This is a genomic window from Sanguibacteroides justesenii (genome assembly GCF_003204205.1).
Taxonomy (GTDB): domain Bacteria; phylum Bacteroidota; class Bacteroidia; order Bacteroidales; family Marinifilaceae; genus Gabonibacter; species Gabonibacter massiliensis.
Genome location: NZ_QJPL01000002.1, coordinates 120,682 through 139,388 on the forward strand (window position 1 = coordinate 120,682; position 18,707 = coordinate 139,388).

The window sequence follows — 18,707 nt, forward strand, 5'->3', positions numbered from 1 at the left end:
TTTTACAATGTTCAAATTCTAATTATCTATCCGTTCTCTCCATGGCTCTTATAAAATCGTCAAATAAAAATTCCGTGTCTACAGGTCCACTCGAAGCCTCGGGATGAAATTGCGTCGAAAAAAAGGGTTTCGTTTTATGCCGGATTCCTTCATTCGATCCATCATTTACATTCACGAAAAGAGGTTCCCACTCTTTCGGCAAAGTTCTTTCATCTATAGCAAAACCGTGATTTTGCGATGTAATATAGCAACGTTGGCTACCCGGTTGCACGACCGGTTGATTATGGCCTCTATGCCCGTATTTCATCTTGTAGGTTTGTGCTCCCGCAGCCCGAGCCATCAATTGGTTTCCCAAACAAACACCCATTATAGGAATACTCTTTTCCAACATAATCTTTATGTTTTCTATGGTTTTACCACACATGGCCGGATCTCCCGGACCATTGGATAAAAACAAGCCATCGTATGTTTCCCGTGTAAAATCGTGATCCCAAGGAACTCGTTTTATCGCAACATCCCGTTTCAGCAAACAACGCAATATGTTATTTTTCACACCACAGTCCACAAGCAATACTTTATACTTTCCATCTCCATACTCCATAATTCCCTCCGTAGAAACCTGCGCGACAATATTATCCTTATTCGGATCATAGAAAGGAACCTCTTTCCCATCAAATACGATCTTCCCTAACATGGCTCCATTTTCCCGCAATTTTTGTGTTAATGAACGGGTATCTACACCGAAAATTCCGGGAACTTTTTGTTCTTTTAACCAATCTCCCAGATTTTTTCGCGAGTTCCAATGACTGTATTGAAAAGAGTAATCGGAAATCACCAAAGCGCTACAATGAATTCGGTCCGATTCAAAAAATTTGGAAATACCATCGCGTTCATCATCCACCGGAACCCCGTAATTCCCAATCATCGGATAAGTAGGTACTAAAATCTGACCCTTATAAGAAGGATCCGTCAAACTTTCGGGATAACCCGTCATTGCCGTATAAAAAACAACTTCCCCGGAAACCGATTTCTCGTAACCAAAGGAAGTTCCTTCATAAACAGTCCCGTCTTCCAAAACCAGACGAGCATTTTTTAAATCATGCATATTTATTCTATTTCAATACAGATTATGATTAATTTTCGGCAAAAATAGGGGTTATTTTTGAAGATTCAAAGCATATTTATGTATTATAACAAATAAATATGCAATTTATATTCTCTCTATTGAAAATCAAACTATTTTATTTACTTTTGTATAGTGCAATACACAGAATAATATGGGAAACAAAACAAAACGTTTGTTGATCATCCGTAAATTAATTGATAACGAACAGATCAGCTCGCAAGAAGAACTTCTATACAGATTAAAGCAGGAAGGAGTGGAAGCTACTCAAAGTACATTATCGCGCGATTTGAAATTTATGAGAGTAGCCAAGATACCGCATAAAGACAAAGGTTACATTTATATCATTCCTGATAATATGCAAAGCGAACCATCCGATGAAAAAGCATCTACCATCGTTACCGACGCTATTCTCAGCATTGATTTTTCCCAAAATATCGCCGTTATTAAAACTTTACCCGGATATGCCAAAGCCGTCACCGTCCTTATCGATAGCGGAAATTATTTTGAGGTGTTAGGCACCATTGGAGGAGACGACACGATCCTCGTCGTTATGCGGGAAGGAGTAAATCGAAACGAATTGCTGGATACTCTATCTTCCATTCATCCCAATATCCATTCATTGTATAAATAACATTAACAAACTAATAATATCTGTAAATATATCTATAATATTACCTTTATACAAAGCTATTTTCAATTTTCAATCGGCAATTTTGAATTATATCGAAAATAGTTTGTAAACTTGCATCCCGAATTTTCAAAAAAATAAGATGGAAACGATATATAAAAAATCACAATTGACCGCCTTAATTGAAAAATTGAAGAATGAGGGAAAAAAGGTGGGATTTGTACCTACGATGGGTGCGTTACACGAAGGACATATATCACTCGTCAAAACCTGTAAACGAGATAATGATATAACGGTCGTCAGTATATTTGTAAATCCGACACAGTTCAACGATAAAGAAGACTTGAAAAGATATCCGAGAACCGTTGAAAAAGATACCGTTCTTTTGGAAAAGAACGGTTGTGATTATGCATTCGTACCTGACGTAGAAGAAATTTATCCTGAAGAAGATACGCGTTTATTCGATTTCGGGTATGTTGAAACTGTTATGGAAGGAGCAAAGCGTCCGGGGCATTTTAACGGAGTAGGACAAGTTGTCAGTAAATTATTCGATATCGTTAAACCCCACCGGGCTTATTTCGGAATGAAGGATTTCCAACAAATCGCCGTTATAAAAAATATGGTAAAACAATTACATTATAACTTGGAAATCATACCATGCCCTATTGTCCGTGAAGCGGACGGCTTAGCCATGAGTTCAAGAAATACGCTTCTTAAACCTTTGTACAGGCAAAACGCACCTCACATTCATAAGGTACTTCAAAAAGCAACCGAATTAACCGGCAAGATGAATGTGGAGGAGTTGAAACAATGGGTGATAGACGAAATCAACAAAAATCCCTATTTGGAAGTGGAATATTTCGAAATCGTAGACGATACGGATCTGCGTCCTATCAAAGATTGGAACGAAAACAAAAACAAAGTCGGTTGTATTGCCGTGTATGCCGACAAAATCAGATTAATTGATAACATCGTATTTTAACCATTCATCACAAATACCACGAATATGTTCATAGAGGTCGTTAAATCCAAACTTCACAAGGTGACCGTAACCGAAGCAAATCTCCAGTACGTGGGAAGCATCACCATTGACGAAACTCTGATGGAAGCAGCCAATCTGATCGAAAACGAGAAAGTACAAATCGTAAATGTGAATAACGGAGAAAGATTGGATACTTATATTATAAAAGGAGAACGTAATTCAGGCATTGTCTGCTTGAACGGACCCGCCGCGCGAAAATGTGCAGTCGGAGATATAATCATAATTATATCTTACGCCATGATGGATTTCGAAGAAGCTAAAAAGCATAAACCTACTCTGGTCTTTCCTGAAACAACAACGAATAAATTGATATAGCATTATGGATTATTTGCCGTATATAAAAAATAAAATAGCAAGAACGCAGGAAGAAGCGTCACGTACTTTAAGTTTATGGAGATTCAAAGACGAAAAAATCGTCTTCACGAACGGTTGTTTCGACATTCTCCACAGAGGACATATCGAATACTTGGCACAAGCAGCCAACCTCGGCACCAAGTTAATTATCGGACTGAATTCGGACGCTTCCGTTAAACGCCTGAAAGGTGAAAACAGACCCGTAAACGATGAAAATGCCAGAGCTTTGGCTCTCGCTTCTCTCATCTTTGTCGATGAGGTTATTCTTTTCGACAGCGATACTCCCTATGATCTCATCGACTATGTTCAACCCGATGTGTTGGTAAAAGGCGGCGATTATAATCCGGAAGAGATAGTAGGTTATGACATAGTTAAAGCAAAAAACGGGAAAATCATCACCATTGACTTCGTTGAAGGTTATTCCACCACTTCCATTTTAAACAAGATATAACAAATACGATATTATTTCAAAGAGTTGACCAAAAGTAATTGGTCAACTCTTTTTTTATCCCCATACCTTGTGAAAAAAAAGTGTATTAAAATCGAAATAAAAAGAATAAAATCATTTTGATTTTTCATTCCGATACTCTTGTAATAATAAAACCCGAAAATACAACAATGTTTTCCATTTTTAATTTGATTTGTTTATACAAATTATTAACACGAACGTCTTACTCATTTACAAAAGATTTATTCAACGTAAACACAATTAACAACTGTGAATAACTAAGTAATTTCACTATAAATCAATATATTATTTATAAAAATCTTGTGAGTAAATTCACGACCTTTTTTTAATAACGAATAAAACAAGTGATACATATATATTTTACTACAAATACTCACACGCTATTATCATAATCAATTTACTTTTTAAATAAAGAGAAAATATAATAAGAATAAGAGAAGAGTAACTTCCTTTCCAAAGGTATTTTTCGCATAAATACTTTTGTAAATAAGATTTTTATTTGCAAAAGGATTTTTATCAGATTCTTTCGTAAAAATTCCCTATCTTAGCACGATTTATTATGATAGGGTAATACTGTATTATTTAAAGAGAAAAATGAGAGTAAATATAATCAACAAATCGAAACACGCTCTTCCGGAATATAAAACGAATTTTTCCGCCGGAATGGACATTCGTGCTAATTTAGAGCAATCCATCATGTTAAAACCTTTGGAGAGAAAGCTGATACCGACAGGACTTTTTATAGAGTTGCCAGAGGGATATGAAGCTCAAATCAGACCGAGAAGTGGTTTGGCTCTAAACGAAGGAATAACTGTTTTGAATGCGCCGGGAACTATCGATCCTGATTACAGAGGAGAAATAGGTGTTATTCTTGTTAATCTTTCTCACGAAATGGTTCAAATCAACGATGGAGACAGAATTTGTCAAATGGTCATACAAAAGTTCGAACAAGTGGAACTTGTTAAGGTAAAGGCTTTAAATGAAACGGAGAGAGGCGAAGGGGGTTTTGGTCATACAGGTAAATATTAAAACGACATAAAAATACAATGATCAAATCATTACTTACATTTCTATTTATTGGATGTACTGTTTTATCTTTTGCTGATAAAAAAAATAGTGTAAGTGTTACTTTGGACGACGATAAAAAAGTAGCGTTTGACTACGCTTTTATGGAGGGGATAAGGTACAAAGTATTAGGAGATTTTAAATCTGCCTTATCTTATTTTGATCAATGTATGAAAATTGATAATAAAAGTGCGGCAGTACGTTATGAATTGGCTTCCATTTTAGTATTGACGGATAATTTGGATATTCCTTTGAAATTGATGCGGGAAGCCGTAGAGTTAGAATCTTCTAATATTTGGTATAAAATTTTGTTGGCCAATATATTGGAAAAGAAATCGATGATAGATCAGGCTTGTGTCGTTTATGACGAGTTAATAAAGCAATATCCGGAACGGGAAGATTTTTACCTGATTGAAACTAATTTGTTAACCTCTGTGGAAAAATGGGAGGAAGCTATAGCTGTATTGGATCGGTACGAAAAACAGTTCGGTCCTTCGGAAATTTCTTCCGTGGAAAAGGTAAAGCTGTATGCCAAAGCTAAGAATATAAAAAAAGCTTCTTCAGAGATTTTGAAGTTGATCAAGAAATATCCCGGCAAGAGCGATTATTTAGGATTATTGGCAGAACTTTATTTGTCAAATGATCAAGAGAAGAAGGGATTACAGGTACTGAACAAATTAATGGAAAGAGATCCTTCCAATGGTTTTGTTCTTTTTTATCTGACGGATTATTATTTGCAAAAGAAGGATACGTTGCATGCTGATATTTATTTGAGAAAGGCCTTATTGAACGATAATAACGATAATAATTTTAAGGTACAGTATCTTTTGAAATTGCTCGTTAACTCTTCCGATTCGTTTATGTCGGATAGAAGGATACACGAATACATGGGGTTATTATTGGAGAAATACGATAACGATTTAACCGTTAGAACGCTTTATGCGGATTTATTGAGGAAAGACAACAAACTGAAGGAGAGTGCAAACGAGTTGGAATTTGTATTGTCTAAGGATAAAAATAACTATTTGATTTGGGAAGAGTTATTACTGTTGTATAGTCAGTTGGGCGATACTGTTTTGATGTATGACAGAGGAAAAGAGTGTATGGAGTATTTTCCGAATCAACCTTTGCCTTATGCAATGGTCAGTTTGCCTTTGATGATTCAAAAGAAATATGAAGATGCTTTGGTTTACTTGAATAAAGGTCTTGAATTATCTCCTGAGAATTCTCCTATGAAAGCTCAATTTTATGCTTATTTAGGCGAAAGTTTTTACGTTTTGGATAGTGTCGAACGCGCTTTCAAAATGTTCGACGAGGTCTTGAAGATCAATCCGAACGACATTATGACTTTAAATAATTACAGTTATTATCTCTCTATCCGGAACGAACGATTGAACGATGCCGAACGTATGAGTGCAAAAACGGTTTCTGCCGATCCGAATAACCCTACTTTTTTGGATACTTATGCCTGGGTGTTGTTTAAGCAGAAAAGTTATTCGTTGGCCAAATATTATATGAATATAGCGATTGAAAAAAGTCAATCGCCTTCAGCTGTTTTATATGAACATTATGGTGACATTTTATACATGAACGGGGAGAAGGAAGAGGCTGTGAAAATGTGGAAAAAAGCGTTAGAGTTGGGTGGTGAAGAGTTAAGTAGTGAATTAGAAAATAAAATTGAGCATGGATTATTGATTGAAAATGAGAAGTAAGTTATTTATTTTATCGTTGGTTGTTCTTTTTATTTCTTGTCATTCGACAAAAAAATTGCCAAAGCAAAGGGAACTTGAAAACATTTCAGAGGGAAGATTATTTAAAAATATTGTTGAAAATGAATTGGATTTCCAGTCTTTGTATTCGAAGAAAATGGATATTTCTTTGAGCACGAAGAAAAAATCGAATAGTCTGAAAGCCACGATGCAGATGAAAAAAGACAGTTTTATTTGTATCTCGATGTCGGCATCGCCTCTTGGTATTAATGTGGCTCGTTTACTGTTGACTCCCGACAGCATAAAGTTCGTTAACTTTCATGATAAAGAATATTTTATATCGGATTATAGTTATTTTTCCAATAGGTTCGATTTAAATTTAAGTTTCGATTGTTTTCAACGGATTCTTTCGAATTACTTTTTTAATTTTGAATCCTGTACATCTTTGAACGATAGAACTAAACGATATAAGTTCGATAAGTCGGGAAATAATTATTTACTTTATACCTTGGAAGAGAAAGCGTTGGGTAGAAAGTTGAAGAAATTATATAAAAAAAGGAGGAAAAACAAGGAATACTCTTTGATTTTGCAGGAGATTCAGATAGATCCGGATTATTTTAGACCTTGTTTCGTCTCCATCAAAGATATAGAAGAGCAGATAGGGTTGAATGTAAAGTATGATGATTTTAAAGACTTCGGCGGATATCTGTATCCTGGAAAGATTCTTTTCAATCTCTATATGGAATCGGATCCGGTTGAAGTTAAAATTGTTTTTGACAGATTGGAGTTTGATGTAAAAGTAGAATCGAATTTTAAGATATCCAGTAAGTATAAACGAATTTATTGATGGTGGTTGTGCGCTATATATTGATTTTTTTGTTTCTGCATGTTTCCGCTTTTTCCTTTTCTCAATCTATCGATGAGGTAAAGAAAAAGAAAGAACAGGCAGAAAAGGAAATCTCGTATTTGAATAAATTGTTGAATTCTACTCGGAATAATCGTTCGACTACTTTACAAAAGCTGACTATAATCAATCAAAAGATAGTGAAGGGAAAGGAGATCATTCAATCGCTGAATGATGAAGTCTCCTATCTTGAAAAACTGATTGCGGATAACGAAAGGATAAAGACTCATTTGGAATCGAACAGACAAAAAATGATGGATTTTTACGCGAAGATGGTTTACGAAACCTGGAAGAAAAAAAATCAGTCGGATAAATTGGTTTTTATTTTTTCTTCGACGACTCTTATGCAAGCCTATGCGCGTTATAAATACTTCGATCAGGTACAAGATTATTCCAAACGGCAAATAGAGCTTATAAAGGCAGCTAACGATTCCTTGACGACTGTCAATAATAAGCTGAATCTTTTGGTTTCGGAAAAGAACGGGAAACAAAATCTTATTGTTGCAAAGAATGCAGAATTAATACGAGAGCAGAATCAGGCTAACAGTTATGTAAACGAATTAAAGAAAAAGGAGAGGGAATTAGATAAAAAGTTGAAAGCCGAAATTAAAAAAAGGGAAGTTTTGGCCAATAAACTGAAGTCTTTGATAGCCGTACAGGCTAAAAAGTCCGGTAGTAAGAATTCTAACTATAAATTAACACCGGAAGAGAAACTTATTTCGGATGATTTCGCTAAAAATAAGGGAAAATTGCCTTGGCCCGTTGAGGAGGGATTCGTATCGGAAAAATTTGGAGTGAACGTTCATCCTCTTTTTAAACAGGTTAAGTTGACAAATGACGGAATAACCGTTACGACGTCAGCCGGTGCGGATGTCAGATCGGTTTTTACGGGAACGGTTGTCGAAATCATGTTTATACCGGGGTATAATAACGTAGTCATGATTAGGCACGGTAATTACTTGACACTTTATTCGAATATAATAAAAGTTTATATCAGAAAGGGAGATGTAATTAAACTGAAGCAAAAAATAGGTAAATTGGCCTCTGATAATGAAAGTAGTAGTACTTTGAATTTTCAGATATGGAGGGATAAGGAAAAACTGGATCCTCAGTTATGGTTGTCACCCTGGTAGCTTTGCAGAGACGGTTTTTAAAATTTTTATCTATTTGATGAATTGATATTTAAATTTTTTTTGTTTAAATTCGCTATACGTTAAGCTGTGTATATGCGGTTTTAATTGTGATTGAGATTTGAGTGGATATTGTTATTGTGTTGGTAAATTTAATATGAACTATTTCATTTTAGTTGGTGATGGACAAATTAGAATTTTCAATTACTTCAGAGATTGGAAACATCGTTAAAGTAGAAAATTTCATTGATTACTTTGTCGATGTGTATCATGTTGAACCTGAGGTATTCGGTAAAATCAGTCTGTGTGTTATTGAAGCGGTCAACAATGCTATTTTATATGGAAATAAGCTCGATCCTTCAAAGTATGTAAAGTTTTTTGTACGTGAAGACGACGGTAAGCTTTGCGTAACGGTAAAAGATGAAGGAGACGGATTCGATTACAATTATATTCCGGATCCGACCTTGCCGGATAATATCGAGAAAGATGCCGGACGCGGACTTTATTTAATGAAAACCTTGTCAGATGATTTGATTTTTGAAGATAACGGTTCTAAGGTGACATTGGTTTTCAATTTATAAATTGTAATGAGTGAAATTTTCTTTTTTAATGAGGGGTGTGAATTGCCGTTTTTTCTATTGCCGGAAAAGATAAGAAAATGGTTGGATTTAGTCGCTTCCGATTACTCTTGCCGTATAGGAACCATTTCTTTTGTTTTTTGTGATGATTCTTATATTTTGGATGTGAATAGAAAGTATCTGAATCATGACTATTATACGGACGTAATCACCTTTGATTATAGAGAAAATGATATCCTTTCAGGAGACGTTTTTATCAGTTTGGATACCGTACAATCCAATGCTTTGGAATTTAGTACGACTTTTGAAAACGAATTGAATCGTGTTATGGTACATTCGGTTCTTCATTTAATAGGTTTTAAGGATAAAACGGATGAAGATGCTAAATTGATGAGAAAGAACGAAGATCATTGTTTAGGATTGCTTAAAACGCTATAATATGTCGTCTTTATTTCCTCTATATGATGTCATAGTTGTTGGGGCAGGTCATGCCGGATGCGAGGCAGCTTGTGCTGCGGCTAATTTGGGTTCTAAGACGCTACTTATTACATTGGATATGAATAAGATAGCTCAGATGTCATGTAATCCTGCCATCGGAGGTATAGCCAAAGGACAGATTGTTAGGGAGATAGATGCGTTAGGAGGATATACGGGTATAGTAACGGACAGAAGTTCGATTCAATTCAGGATGCTTAATCTTTCGAAAGGTCCTGCCATGTGGAGTCCTCGTGCTCAATGCGATCGAATGTCTTTTTCTCAAAATTGGAGAAGTATAATTGAAAACACGGTTAATTTGGATATTTGGCAAGATCACGTAGAGGAGTTATTGCTGGATTCTAAAGGAAATGTAAATGGTGTAAAGACGGTTTTAGGAGTTTCCTTCTCCGCTGAAAAAGTTATTTTGACCAATGGAACTTTCCTTAACGGCTTGATGCACGTGGGAAGAGTGAATTTTCCCGGTGGAAGAATTTCGGAACAAGCCTCTTTCGGGTTATCCGAGCAATTGAAAAGTTTAGGTTTTACCGTGGGGAGGATGAAAACAGGAACTCCTGTAAGAATAGATGGCCGAAGTGTTGATTTCTCAAAGTTGACACGTCAGGATGGAGATAATGATTTTCATCGATTTTCTTTTCTTCATTTCGATTATGAAAACGAATTGAACAAGCGTCCTTGTTATATCGCTTACACGAATAAGGAAGTACATGATATTTTGCGTACGGGTTTTGACGATAGTCCCTTGTTTAACGGTACGATTAAGAGTATAGGTCCTCGTTATTGCCCTAGTATCGAAACGAAATTGGATACTTTTTTCGATAAAGAGAGTCATCATCTTTTTTTGGAGCCGGAAGGAGAAACGACTACTGAATACTATTTGAATGGTTTCTCTTCTTCTTTGCCTTTGGAGGTACAATTAAAAGCTTTGCGTTCCGTGAAAGGTTTTGAGCATGTGAAAATATTTCGTCCGGGATATGCCATAGAATATGATTATTTTCCGCCGACTCAACTCTTTTCTACCTTGGAGACGAAATTGGTTTCGGGACTCTATTTCGCGGGACAAATTAACGGAACTACCGGTTATGAGGAGGCTGCGGCCCAAGGTTTGATGGCCGGCATAAATGCTCATTTGTCACTTCATGAGAATAGAACTTTCGTGTTGAATCGCGATCAGGCTTATATTGGTGTTTTAATCGATGATTTAGTGACGAAGGGAGTGGATGAACCTTATCGTATGTTTACTTCCAGGGCTGAATATCGTATTCTATTGCGTCAGGACGATGCCGATGTAAGATTGACTCCTTTAGGGTACGACATAGGTTTGGTATCGGAAAAACGAAATCTTGTATTTCGGGACAAAGTAGTAAAAAGAGATCTCTTGTTAGATTTTATTCGAAATTATAGTGTTTCGCCTGATGAAATTAATGGAGTTCTCGATAGTTTGAACTCTTCTCCGATTAAACAAAAAATGAAGTTGATTGACTTGATTTCTCGACCTCAAATCAACTTAATGAAAATTATTGATTTTATACCTTCTTTAAAATCATTAATTTCCGAACAATTTATTAGAGAGGAGATTATTGAGGCTGCTGAAGTTTTAGTGAAGTATTCAGGTTATATAGAGAGAGAAAAATTGATGGCAGACAAATTGAATCGTTTGGAAAATTTGGTTATTGCCGATAAATTTAATTATATGGAGATTGCTGCACTTTCCATTGAAGCCCGTGAAAAGCTTACAAAAATTAAACCCAAAACAATTGGACAGGCTTCTCGTATTACTGGAGTATCTCCTTCCGATATTAATGTTTTACTCATTTTGATGGGAAGATAAAAGGATGTTTCACGTGGAACGTTCAAAATGATGCGAAGGGTTGATAAGGGCTAATCGTTTAAAAATGCATTATGAAAACAATAGAGGGGAATTTAGTAGATGTTGTCAATAGAGAAATTTATCCTTCTACTATAAAAATTTCGGAGCGAAAAATTGTATCCATTGAAAGAAATTCTAATTCCTATGATAGGTATATAATGCCTGGTTTTGTCGATGCCCATGTACATGTTGAAAGTTCTATGCTTTTACCTGTCGAGTTTTCAAATATAGTTACCAGACTCGGTACGGTTGCTATTGTCAATGATCCGCATGAAATAGCAAATGTGTTAGGGATGGAAGGAGTGAAAAAAATGATGGAGAATAGTGAAAAAGCTGCATTGAAATTTTATTACGGAATTCCTTCTTGTGTACCTGCTACACCCTTTGACCGGACTGCAGGAAAAATAGATGCTGAAGATGTTGAGGAGATGGCTGCTACCGGAAAATTTGTGGCATTATCGGAAATGATGAATATACCTGGTGTTTTGAATAATGAACCTGAAGTAATGGCTAAATTGGCTGTTGCGAAAAAATATAATTTAAGAATAGACGGTCATGCACCTGCATTGAGAGGGGACAAACTAAGTTTATATATAGGGCATGGGATAGAGACGGACCATGAGTGTGTGACTTTGGATGAAGCGGAGGAAAAAATCATGAAAGGGATGAAGGTTATTATTCGCGAAGGAAGTGCTGCAAAAAATTATGAAGCACTGAAATCTTTGATCGGAACACGTACGGATGATGTTATGTTTTGTACGGATGATGCCCATCCCGATGATCTTCTTCAGTTCGGGCATATCAATTATATGGTAAAAAAGGCTTTATCGGATGGATTTGGTATTTTTGATGTTTTGCAGGTCGCTTGTTTGAATCCGGTTCGTTTCTACCGTTTGGATGTGGGTACTTTGAATGTAGGAGATAAAGCAGATTTTATTATTACGGATGATTTAGAGAGAATGAATATTATTTCTACTTTTATCGATGGGGAAAATGTTTTTGAAAAGAGATCTTTTTACGGCTTAAAAGAGGAGTGGAATTCATGTAATCTTTTCCATCACGATAGATTAACTATTGCGGATATAGAAACGACATTATCGAATCAAGTGGCGTGTATTAAAATTATGCCGGATGAACTTGTGACTGGTAAAATGATTTTTTCACTTGATAAAATGAATGATAAATTTGAATCTGATCTATCGGCAGATGTTTTGAAGATTGTTTATTTGAATCGTTATTTGAACGGAAAGCCCCAGGTCGGATTCGTTTCAGGATTTGGTATAAAACGAGGTGCTTTTGCTTCTTGTATTTCTCATGATTCGCATAATATAATTGCAATCGGTTGTACGGATGAAGATTTAGTCGCTTCTATTAATGCCGTGATTGAACAAAAAGGAGGTTTATCGATTAAAAACGGCGATAAACTTTTACTTTTACCTTTACCCATAGGGGGAATTATCAGTAATTTATCCTGTGAAGAAGTCGCCGGGCAATACCTGAAATTGAATGACGAGATAAAAACGATGGGGTCTGTTTTGAAATCTCCGTTTATGACCCTTTCCTTTATGTCGTTGATCGTGATTCCTTATTTTAAGATAGGAGAAAAAGGAATGTTTGATTATAATAAGTTCGATTTTGTATAGGAATGATGGAAAACAATCCTCTGAAAGAAAAAGTGAGTAAGTTGCCTACTAACCCTGGGGTTTATCAATTTTTAGATGCCAATGGAATTATTATATATATTGGTAAAGCTAAAAATTTGAAGAACAGGGTTTCATCTTACTTTATCAAAACGAATCAATCATCTAAAACCATGGTTTTAGTGAGAAAGATCCGCGATCTGAGGTATGTAGTCGTTGATAGTGAACAAGATGCACTTCTATTAGAAAATAATTTGATCAAAAAATACAAACCCCGTTATAATATTTTATTGAAGGACGATAAAACTTATCCGTGGATTTGTATAACTAATGAGCCTTTTCCCCGGGTTTTTATTACTCGAAAATTCGTAAGGAACGGTTCGGAATATTTTGGTCCTTATACATCAGCGAAATTCGCTCATACCTTGATTACGCTTATCAAATCACTTTATAAATTGCGTACGTGCAATTTATCTATAAATAAATCAAATATTTACGATGGAAAATATAAAGTTTGTTTGGAGTATCATATAGGAAATTGTTTAGCTCCTTGCGTGGGAAAAGTGTCGGAGGAGGAGTATTTGGATTTCATAGCACAAATTCGTTCCATTCTGAAAGGAAATATCTCTACTGTTTTGGAGGCTATGAATGATAAAATGAAAGAATTTTCTATTTCCATGCAATTTGAAAAAGCCCAGGAGTTGAAAGAGGCAATAGAAGCGCTGAAGACTCATCAGGCGAAATCCACGATTGTGCGCACTTCTATCCATGACATGGATGTTTTTTCTTATATAGAGGAAGATAAATATGCCTATGTAAATTATTTGCGTATCGTACATGGAGCTGTTAATCAGGTTCATACTATTGAATTAGAACGTAAATTGGATGAATCGAAAGAATCTCTTCTTTCTTTTGCCATTCTGGAAATCAGACAGTTGGTCAATAGCCATTCAAAGGAAGTTTTAGTTCCTTTTTATCCTGATGTTTTGATGGATGGAATTACTTATTTTATTCCGCAACGGGGAGAGAAAAAGCAATTATTGGAACTATCGGAACGGAATGCCAAATTCTTTAAGACGGACAGGGAGAGGCAACGGGGGGTTTTTCGAAAGGAGGAGAGTAAATTTACCATACTGAACACGATTAAAACGGAATTGAGATTACCTCGTATTCCGCATCGGATGGAATGTTTCGATAATTCGAACATACAGGGAACCAATCCTGTGGCTTCCTGTGTCGTTTTTATAGACGGTAAACCCGCTAAAAGAGAGTATCGGCATTTTCACGTGAAAACGGTAGAAGGACCGGATGACTTTGCTTCTATGGAGGAGATTATTTATCGGCGATATCACAGGATTTTAGACGAAGGGAAGGAGCTACCGGATTTAATTGTGATCGATGGAGGTAAAGGACAATTGCACGCTGCTTTGAATAGTTTGGAAAAATTAGGTCTTCGGGGACAAATTCCTATTGTAGGGTTGGCAAAACGGATGGAAGAGATATATTATCCCGGGGATACGGACCCCTATCTGCTGGCTAAAAATTCACTTGCCTTAAAAACCTTAATGCATATTCGTGACGAGGCTCATCGTTTTGGTATCACGTTTCATCGAAGGTTAAGGGAAAAAGGGCAGATTAATAGTGTTCTAAGTGAAATTCAAGGTATTGGGGAAAAAACTGAAATTACTTTGTTTCAACATTTCAAAACGATAGATGCAATAGCGAAAGCTCCTTTGGAAAAACTCTCTGAAGTTATTGGGAAAGCAAAGGCTAAAATCGTACGAGATTATTTTAATTCTGTGGTATAAGATAGTGCTTTCATCTGTTTATCAATGATCTAAATAGAATCTATTTTTCGAGAAACTTTTTTGCGGTTAAAAACGAATACCATGAACAGGGTATGAAAATACCTTGTTTATGTGATTTTTATTTGTAAAATAAACATTTAGTTTTGATACGACTTAATTAGACAGGTAATATGGGAAAAATAGCAAAACAATTAACGGATTTGGTAGGACATACTCCTTTGTTGGAATTATCTAATTTCAATCGGGATAAAAAATTGAAAGCTATAATTATAGCTAAGTTGGAGTACTTTAATCCTGCCGGGAGCGTGAAAGATCGTATAGCTTTGGCAATGATCGAGGATGCGGAACGGTCAGGCCTATTGAAACCGGGTTCGGAAATTATTGAGCCTACGAGCGGAAATACCGGAGTCGGATTGGCCATGGTTGCCGCCTCCAGAGGTTATAGGCTTACTTTGACGATGCCGGAGACGATGAGTATGGAGCGGAGAAATTTACTGAAGGCTTTAGGGGCGAATTTGGTGTTGACTCCGGGTTCTGAAGGTATGCGGGGGGCTATTGCCAAGGCGGAGGAGTTACAGCAGGCAAATCCGAATTCTACCATATTGCAGCAGTTTGAAAATCCTGCAAATCCTGCCATTCATGAACGGACTACGGCAGAAGAGATTTGGGAAGATACGGATGGTAGCGTGGATATTTTTATTGCCGGAGTGGGAACCGGAGGTACTATCACGGGGGTCGGTCGTCGCTTGAAGCAATTGAAGCCCGGAATAAAAATTATTGCCGTGGAGCCGAGTGATTCCCCTGTGTTATCCGGAGGAGTAGCCGGTCCTCATCAAATCCAGGGAATCGGTGCCGGATTTATTCCCGGAGTTTTTTCAAATGAGATAGTGGATAGTATCGTACAGGTTGAAACGGAAAAGGCTTTTGAAACGGCTCGGGAATTGGCTAAAACGGAAGGCGTATTGACCGGAATCTCTTCCGGGGCGGCTTTGCATGCGGCTGTTATGGTTGCGAGACATCCCGATAATCAAGGAAAACATATAGTGGTATTATTACCGGATACCGGAGAAAGATATCTTTCGACGCCTTTGTATAATTATCAATAAATATGAAACGAGCCGATACTTTCGATATCTTGCAAAAAAGCGTGGAAAAACTTTCTCTTCCATCGGGAGAAGACGAATATATATTGCAACACGAGATGCCGCTTCCTTCTATCGAAAAATTGAAAGAGGTGGTCGATTTGCTGCGTTCTGTCATTTTCTACGGTTACTACGGTGAACCCTGTGTACATCCGGAGACTATTCGATATCATATAGGAGTGAAAATGGAGCGTTTATACCATTTGTTGTCCGAGCAAATTTTATATGGGAGTTGTTTTAATATTCAGGGGCATTGCAGTGCTTCGTCCGAGTGTGCCGAGGATTTGGCCTTGCTGTTCATTAATCGGATACCGGAGATAAAACGTGTATTGCACACGGATGTCCGGGCGATTTTAGAAGGAGATCCGGCAGCTAAAAGTTACGGAGAGGTTATCTTTTGTTATCCGGCTGTACGAGCCTTGCTAAATCATCGGGTGGCTCACGAATTATTACTGTTGGGAGTTCCGATATTGCCGCGTATTATTTCTGAGATGGCTCATTCCGAGACAGGTATAGATATACATCCCGGTGCGAAAATCGGAGAATCCTTTAGCATCGATCACGGAACCGGAGTTGTCATCGGAGAAACTTGTATTATCGGTGACCGGGTTCGTTTGTATCAGGGAGTTACTCTCGGTGCCAAACGTTTTGTATTGGACGAAAAAGGAAGTCCCATGAATGTTCCCCGTCATCCGATTCTGGAAGATAACGTGGTGGTTTATGCCAACACGAGTATTTTAGGGAGAGTGACGATTGGTAAAGATTCCGTTATAGGTGGTAACGTTTGGTTAACGGTTAGCGTTCCGCCCGGTTCTCATGTTTTACAGCAGAAAGCATTGTCCAATACTTTTTCCGATGGTCTCGGTATTTAACTTAAGTAGTCGTCGGGGTTAACAAGGCGAGTACGTATCGCGTATTTTGTAGCTTCATAGGCATTGCGTACTCCTATTTTTCTGAAGATATTTTTCCGATGAGTCAGGATCGTGTGAAAACTCAGTTTCCGTCCATGTGCAATCTCTTTCGTTGTCTTACCGGAAGCAATTTCTTTAAGAATGTCCTTTTCCGTGGGAGTAAGTTTATTTTGTATTTGGAGACCGGAGCTCTTTATCGTAAGTAATTTGTTGCATATACGATTGCATATGAAACGTTCTCCGCATGTTGAACATTTTAAAGCACAGGTAATCTCTTCATTGGAACAGCTTTTCAAAATAGCGCTGAAAGAGTGGGTGCTGAAAAGCAATTTATTCAAAATATCGTCGCTTAAATTTTCTGAAAATAGGATCCATTTGGCTTGTTGAAAACGTTCTTTTATTTTCAGCAGTTCATTTATATCGACGAAATCGAATAACATATAGTCTATAATTACGACGGCCTCTGGATCAGAGGTAAGCCGTTGAATCAATTCTTCTTTGTTTTTTACTTCTGAAATGGTTTTAAATCCTTTCAGCTTTTGTGATAAAAAGAGAAGTCCTGCTTTGGTAATATCTTGTAAGTCTGCTATGATTAATTCGCTCATGGAAAAAATTCAATCCGTTTATTCATTCATGATCTCAGTCTGTCTGTCTATGGATGCCTGATGGATGGCTTTAAATACTTTTTCAACCAACTCCCTGTTTAATCCGAGCTGTTTAGCTTCTGCCGTGACTCGGTTCAATATCTTTTCCCATCGGTCGGGTTGTAAGATCGTGATATTATTCTGTTTTTTGTACTGTCCGATATCTTCTATTATTTTCATTCGGTTGGCTAATGTCTCCAATACCATGTTATCTAAATTATCTATCTTTTCTCGAAGTTCTTCGATCATAAGTTGACAGTTGGAATCCAGGGATTGTTCCGTCCTGATAATTAGATTCGATAAAATGTGTTTAAGCGTTTGCGGTGTAACTTGTTGTTCTGAATCACTTAATGCTGAGGCGGGACAAATATGAGATTCGATAATTAAGCCGTCAAATCCGAGATCCATGGATTTTTGGGCTATTTCCTGGAGGTATTCGGAATGTCCGCCGATATGACTGGGATCACAAAATAGGGGTAGATTTTTAATTCTTCGTTTTAATTCGATCGGGATCTGCCATTGCGGAGGATTCCGGTAGATTAAATTATTATACGAGGAAAATCCCCGGTGGATAGCTCCCAATCGAGTTAAACCACATAGGTTCAGACGTTCGAAAGCCCCGATCCATAACTCGATATCCGGATTTATCGGATTTTTTATTAATACGGGAATATCCACTCCTTTTAATGCTTCTGCAATCTCCTGGACGGCAAAAGGGTTAGCCGTCGTCCGCGCTCCTATCCATAACAAATCGATACCGGCAGAGAGAGCCATCTCCACGTGGTGGCCATTGGCAACCTCCGTCGAGACCTTCATGTTCAACTCTTCCTGAACGCGTTTTAACCAGGAGAGCCCTTTGCTTCCGACTCCTTCGAAGGAATTGGGACGCGTACGCGGTTTCCAAAGGCCGGCCCGTAAAGTGTCGATGCCGTTATTTTTTAATTCTTGTGCCGTTTGGAATAGTTGAAATTCGCTTTCCGCGCTGCAAGGACCTGCGATAATCAATGGCCGACGGGTATCGGAGAAAAAATTCCATTCCGTGTATGGATATATATCCGGTTTGGACAACATACTATAATTATTTTGTAATCAATGTTTTGTATATCAGATGTATTTGATTTTATTCGTTAGAAAGAAATCTTTCAAAGATATTCTTTTCTTTTTTAATAGACGCCTAATTGCATATTATTTC

General features: G+C 37.1%; 18 protein-coding genes. 15 read left to right on the forward strand and 3 right to left on the reverse strand.

The genetic code is table 11. The features are described 5' to 3' along the window. Positions 1-22: 22 nt before the first annotated feature. Positions 23-1,105: a glutamine-hydrolyzing carbamoyl-phosphate synthase small subunit gene (gene carA / locus DMB45_RS03465; protein ID WP_110688459.1), complete on the reverse strand. Its 1,083-nt coding sequence runs from the start codon at positions 1,103-1,105 to the stop codon at positions 23-25. A 172-nt stretch (positions 1,106-1,277) separates the two neighbouring features. Here carA and argR point away from each other — a divergent pair, with 172 nt between their 5' ends. The 15 genes from argR to DMB45_RS03540 all read left to right on the forward strand — a co-directional run bounded on the left by argR (position 1,278) and on the right by DMB45_RS03540 (position 16,832). Next, on the forward strand, positions 1,278-1,757 hold the full coding sequence (argR, locus tag DMB45_RS03470; RefSeq protein ID WP_041503184.1) for an arginine repressor: 480 nt from the start codon (positions 1,278-1,280) through the stop codon (positions 1,755-1,757). A 139-nt stretch (positions 1,758-1,896) separates the two neighbouring features. Then, on the forward strand, positions 1,897-2,736 hold the full coding sequence (gene panC, locus DMB45_RS03475) for a pantoate--beta-alanine ligase (RefSeq protein WP_041503185.1): 840 nt from the start codon (positions 1,897-1,899) through the stop codon (positions 2,734-2,736). A 24-nt stretch (positions 2,737-2,760) separates the two neighbouring features. After that, on the forward strand, positions 2,761-3,111 hold the full coding sequence (gene panD, locus DMB45_RS03480; protein ID WP_041503186.1) for an aspartate 1-decarboxylase: 351 nt from the start codon (positions 2,761-2,763) through the stop codon (positions 3,109-3,111). A gap of 4 nt (positions 3,112-3,115) precedes the next feature. Continuing rightward, complete coding sequence (rfaE2, locus tag DMB45_RS03485) at positions 3,116-3,601, forward strand: D-glycero-beta-D-manno-heptose 1-phosphate adenylyltransferase (RefSeq protein ID WP_041503187.1); 486 nt, start codon at positions 3,116-3,118, stop codon at positions 3,599-3,601. 612 nt (positions 3,602-4,213) lie between these two features. Then, a complete protein-coding gene (dut, locus tag DMB45_RS03490; protein WP_041503188.1) occupies positions 4,214-4,648 on the forward strand; it encodes a dUTP diphosphatase in 435 nt (144 codons plus the stop codon). A 206-nt stretch (positions 4,649-4,854) separates the two neighbouring features. Then, positions 4,855-6,396 carry a tetratricopeptide repeat protein gene (locus tag DMB45_RS03495; protein ID WP_236684992.1) on the forward strand — a complete coding sequence of 514 codons (1,542 nt, stop codon included), beginning with the start codon at positions 4,855-4,857 and terminating at the stop codon, positions 6,394-6,396. A 154-nt stretch (positions 6,397-6,550) separates the two neighbouring features. After that, entirely contained in the window at positions 6,551-7,240 is a 690-nt protein-coding gene (locus DMB45_RS03500) for a DUF4292 domain-containing protein (RefSeq protein ID WP_237143273.1), read from the forward strand. Next, the gene (locus tag DMB45_RS03505) at positions 7,240-8,430 is read left to right on the forward strand and encodes a murein hydrolase activator EnvC family protein (protein ID WP_110688461.1); all 1,191 of its coding nucleotides are present in this window, start codon (positions 7,240-7,242) and stop codon (positions 8,428-8,430) included. The genes DMB45_RS03500 and DMB45_RS03505 overlap by 1 nt, the downstream gene beginning before the upstream one ends. Positions 8,431-8,609: 179 nt before the next feature. Beyond that, on the forward strand, positions 8,610-9,008 hold the full coding sequence (locus DMB45_RS03510) for an ATP-binding protein (RefSeq protein WP_041503192.1): 399 nt from the start codon (positions 8,610-8,612) through the stop codon (positions 9,006-9,008). Between the two features lie 6 nt (positions 9,009-9,014). Further along, positions 9,015-9,443 carry an rRNA maturation RNase YbeY gene (gene ybeY, locus DMB45_RS03515; protein WP_041503193.1) on the forward strand — a complete coding sequence of 143 codons (429 nt, stop codon included), beginning with the start codon at positions 9,015-9,017 and terminating at the stop codon, positions 9,441-9,443. Position 9,444: 1 nt separating this feature from the next. Further along, complete coding sequence (mnmG, locus tag DMB45_RS03520; protein ID WP_041503194.1) at positions 9,445-11,331, forward strand: tRNA uridine-5-carboxymethylaminomethyl(34) synthesis enzyme MnmG; 1,887 nt, start codon at positions 9,445-9,447, stop codon at positions 11,329-11,331. A 71-nt stretch (positions 11,332-11,402) separates the two neighbouring features. Continuing rightward, complete coding sequence (gene ade, locus DMB45_RS03525; protein ID WP_041503195.1) at positions 11,403-13,013, forward strand: adenine deaminase; 1,611 nt, start codon at positions 11,403-11,405, stop codon at positions 13,011-13,013. Positions 13,014-13,018: 5 nt separating this feature from the next. Then, positions 13,019-14,818 (forward strand): excinuclease ABC subunit UvrC, encoded by a 1,800-nt coding sequence (gene uvrC, locus DMB45_RS03530; protein WP_200889851.1) that lies wholly within the window; start codon positions 13,019-13,021, stop codon positions 14,816-14,818. Positions 14,819-14,988: 170 nt separating this feature from the next. Beyond that, positions 14,989-15,924 (forward strand): cysteine synthase A, encoded by a 936-nt coding sequence (gene cysK / locus DMB45_RS03535; protein WP_041503197.1) that lies wholly within the window; start codon positions 14,989-14,991, stop codon positions 15,922-15,924. A gap of 2 nt (positions 15,925-15,926) precedes the next feature. Continuing rightward, positions 15,927-16,832 (forward strand): serine O-acetyltransferase, encoded by a 906-nt coding sequence (locus tag DMB45_RS03540; protein ID WP_041503198.1) that lies wholly within the window; start codon positions 15,927-15,929, stop codon positions 16,830-16,832. On the opposite strand, the gene DMB45_RS03545 is transcribed toward DMB45_RS03540, so the two are convergent. Next, the gene (locus DMB45_RS03545) at positions 16,829-17,476 is read right to left on the reverse strand and encodes a response regulator transcription factor (RefSeq protein ID WP_041503199.1); all 648 of its coding nucleotides are present in this window, start codon (positions 17,474-17,476) and stop codon (positions 16,829-16,831) included. The genes DMB45_RS03540 and DMB45_RS03545 overlap by 4 nt on opposite strands. An 18-nt stretch (positions 17,477-17,494) precedes the next feature. After that, positions 17,495-18,586, reverse strand: a complete 1,092-nt coding sequence (locus tag DMB45_RS03550) for a bifunctional 3-deoxy-7-phosphoheptulonate synthase/chorismate mutase type II (protein ID WP_052634544.1) — start codon at positions 18,584-18,586, stop codon at positions 17,495-17,497. Positions 18,587-18,707 lie beyond the last annotated feature (121 nt).